Origin of the sequence: Saccharomonospora iraqiensis subsp. paurometabolica YIM 90007, assembly GCF_000231035.2 — a bacterium.
Lineage (GTDB): Bacteria > Actinomycetota > Actinomycetes > Mycobacteriales > Pseudonocardiaceae > Saccharomonospora > Saccharomonospora paurometabolica.
Window position 1 is genome coordinate 287,189 of sequence record NZ_KI912250.1, and the last position, 2,457, is coordinate 289,645.

The 2,457-nt window shown below is 73.2% G+C and carries 4 protein-coding genes; 2 read left to right on the forward strand and 2 right to left on the reverse strand.

The genetic code is table 11. The features are described 5' to 3' along the window. Window positions 1-720, forward strand: a 720-nt coding sequence (locus tag SACPADRAFT_RS28435; protein ID WP_007027275.1) for an SDR family NAD(P)-dependent oxidoreductase, incomplete at its 5' end; no start/stop codon positions are given. 16 nt (window positions 721-736) lie between these two features. On the opposite strand, the gene SACPADRAFT_RS0217535 is transcribed toward SACPADRAFT_RS28435, so the two are convergent. After that, window positions 737-1,420 carry a metal-dependent transcriptional regulator gene (locus SACPADRAFT_RS0217535; protein WP_028662543.1) on the reverse strand — a complete coding sequence of 228 codons (684 nt, stop codon included), beginning with the start codon at window positions 1,418-1,420 and terminating at the stop codon, window positions 737-739. Between the two features lie 35 nt (window positions 1,421-1,455). Then, window positions 1,456-1,890, reverse strand: a complete 435-nt coding sequence (locus SACPADRAFT_RS0217540) for a GNAT family N-acetyltransferase (RefSeq protein ID WP_007027273.1) — start codon at window positions 1,888-1,890, stop codon at window positions 1,456-1,458. A gap of 48 nt (window positions 1,891-1,938) precedes the next feature. Between SACPADRAFT_RS0217540 and SACPADRAFT_RS0217545 the strand changes: the two genes are divergently transcribed. Next, the coding region (locus tag SACPADRAFT_RS0217545; protein ID WP_007027272.1) for an enoyl-CoA hydratase/isomerase family protein at window positions 1,939-2,457 on the forward strand (519 nt) is incomplete at its 3' end.

Sequence of the window (2,457 nt, forward strand, 5' to 3'; positions counted from 1 at the left end):
GACGGGGTCGCGGAGCTGGCCGACCGGGTGGCCGCGCTCGACCGGGCGGTGGACGTGCTCGCCCTGAACGCGGGCATCGGGGTCGGCGGGGCGTTCGCGGGCTCGGCCACCGACCGCGAGGACCAGCTCCGTGTGCTGGGGTGCAACATCACCGGCACGGTCGACCTCGCCAAACGTCTGGTGCCGGACATGGTGCGGCGGGGCAGCGGGCGCGTGCTGGTGTCCTCCTCCACCGTGGCGCGGCTGCCGGGGCCGTATCAGGCCACCTACAACGCCTCGAAGGCGTTCCTGTACTCGTTCTCCCTCGCGTTGCGCGCCGAGCTGCGCGGCACCGGGGTCACGGTGACGGCGATGCTGCCGGGGCTGACCGACACCGACTTCTTCAACCGTGCGCGGATGACCGACACCCGCATCGGCGCGACGACGGTCAAGGACGACCCGGCCCGCGTGGCCCGCGAAGCGTTCGCCGCGGTGACCGCCGGTCGCGGCACCGTGGTGACCGGGCCGTTCTACAACCGGCTCCTGTTCGCCGCCGGGCGGTGGCTGCCGGACCGGACACTGACGTGGATCTTCAGCTTCTTCTCCGCCCCGGGCTCGGCCCGCACGGGGCGGTCGGTCCCGAAGCAGCGGTCGTGGGAACGGGAGCCGTCGGAACCGGGCGGCTCGGGCGAGCGGGTGACACCCACCCACCCCGCCCGGAACCCGGGAACCCCCCACTGAGTCCCGGCCGTGCGGGTCAGCGGGTCGCCACGGACAGGGCCCGGGCGATCTCCCGGCCCAACGCGTGCGTGGCGGCCGCCGGTGCGGGACCCACCCGGACGACCACCGACCCGCCGAACGGCTGGTGCTCCACGACCTCGATACGCTCGCCGAGCCCGATCGCGCGGTCGGCGAGGTAGCGCAGCAGCTCGGGGTCGGTGTCCCAGACGCGCACGATCTCGCCGACCGTGCCGGTGGGCAGATCCTCCAGCAGCCGGGTGGAGACCTCCTCGATGCTGCCGTCCACGGCGGGGATCGGGTCGCCGTGCGGGTCACGCACCGGGTCGCCGAGCTTGGCGGCGATGCGGGCCACGAGCAGGTCGGAGACGACGTGTTCGAGTCGGTCGGCCTCGGCGTGCACCTCGTCCCAGGTGTAGCCGAGTTCGGAGACCAGGTACGACTCGATGAGCCGGTGCCTGCGCAGGACCGACCGGGCGAGTCCCCGGCCGTCGGAGGTGAGTTCGATGCCCCGGTACGGCACGTGTTCCACGAGGCCCTGCTGGGCCAGCTTCGTCACCATGCCCGACGCCGAGGACGGGCTCACCTCCAGCCGGGAGGCCAGGGACGTGTTGGTGACGGCCTCGCCGCGTTCCTCCAGGCCGTAGATCGCCCGCACGTAATCCTCGATCGAAGCCGACCGACGGTTCGAGCCATCCACCATGCCTCCCACGATACGTACCGTGGGGAGCCGCGTTCTCACCCGCGCCAGCGGTACCGGACCCATCCGGGGACGGGATGTGCGCCCAGCCCCGCGTAGAACGCGGCGGCCTTGTCGTTGCCCTCCTGCATGTCCCATTCGACCCGGCCGTCGGTGCGCGCCCGCAGCTCGTCGAGCAGTTGCCTGCCCAGGCCGAGCCGCCGGTGTTCCGGGCGGACGTAGAGGTCGTCCAGCCAGATCCCGGGCCGCGCCTCCCACGTCGAGAAGCTCCAGGAGCAGAACGCCATCCCGGCCACCGCGCCGCCGTCGTCGGTGGCGAGCACCACCCACGCCTTCGGGTCCGGGCCGAACAGGTGCCGGGCCATCTCCGCGCGGTCGAGCCGCAGGTCGTCGTTGCCCTCGTAGCGGGCGTGCTCCTCGATCAGGGAGCAGATCTCGTCGATGTCGTCGCGCACCGCGTCCCGTACCGGCATGGATCGGACCCTATCGACCGATCGGTCGGTTCGTCTAGGCTGCACGGCATGGAGCCCGAGACGCGGACCGTCGAGGTGGACCCGGTCGCCGACCGGGTCGCCGTCGTGCGACTGAACCGGCCCGGACGGCTCAACGCCGTCACCCCGGAACTGGTGGACGACCTGATCGCCGCGCTGCGCGGGATCGCGACCGACGAAGGCGTCGGCGCCGTCGTACTCACCGGCGCCGGCCGCGCGTTCTGCTCGGGGCACGACCTGCGACAGCCACCCCCGGAGCAGGAGCCCCGCGCGCGACTGGAACGCCTGCAGGAGGTCACCCGCACGCTGCGCGCGCTGCCGCAACCGGTGGTGGCGTCGGTGCACGGCTACGCCGTCGGCGCGGGCGCCGAATTCGCCCTCGGCTGCGATCTGGTGCTCGCCGCCGACGACGCGGTGTTCGCCTTCCCCGAGGTGGGGCTCGGCCTGAGCGTCACCGGCGCGGCGTCCCGCCTGCTGCCGCTGCTGGTGGGGCCGCTGCGGGCCAAGGAACTCGTGCTGCGCGGGGAGCGCCTCGACGCGGCCACCGCC

Excerpts from the sequence above, each read along its gene's own strand:
- SACPADRAFT_RS0217535 (WP_028662543.1), bottom strand. The coding sequence starts at position 1,420 with ATGGTGGATGGCTCGAACCGTCGGTCGGCTTCGATCGAGGATTACGTG.
- SACPADRAFT_RS0217540 (WP_007027273.1), bottom strand. The coding sequence starts at position 1,890 with ATGCCGGTACGGGACGCGGTGCGCGACGACATCGACGAGATCTGCTCC.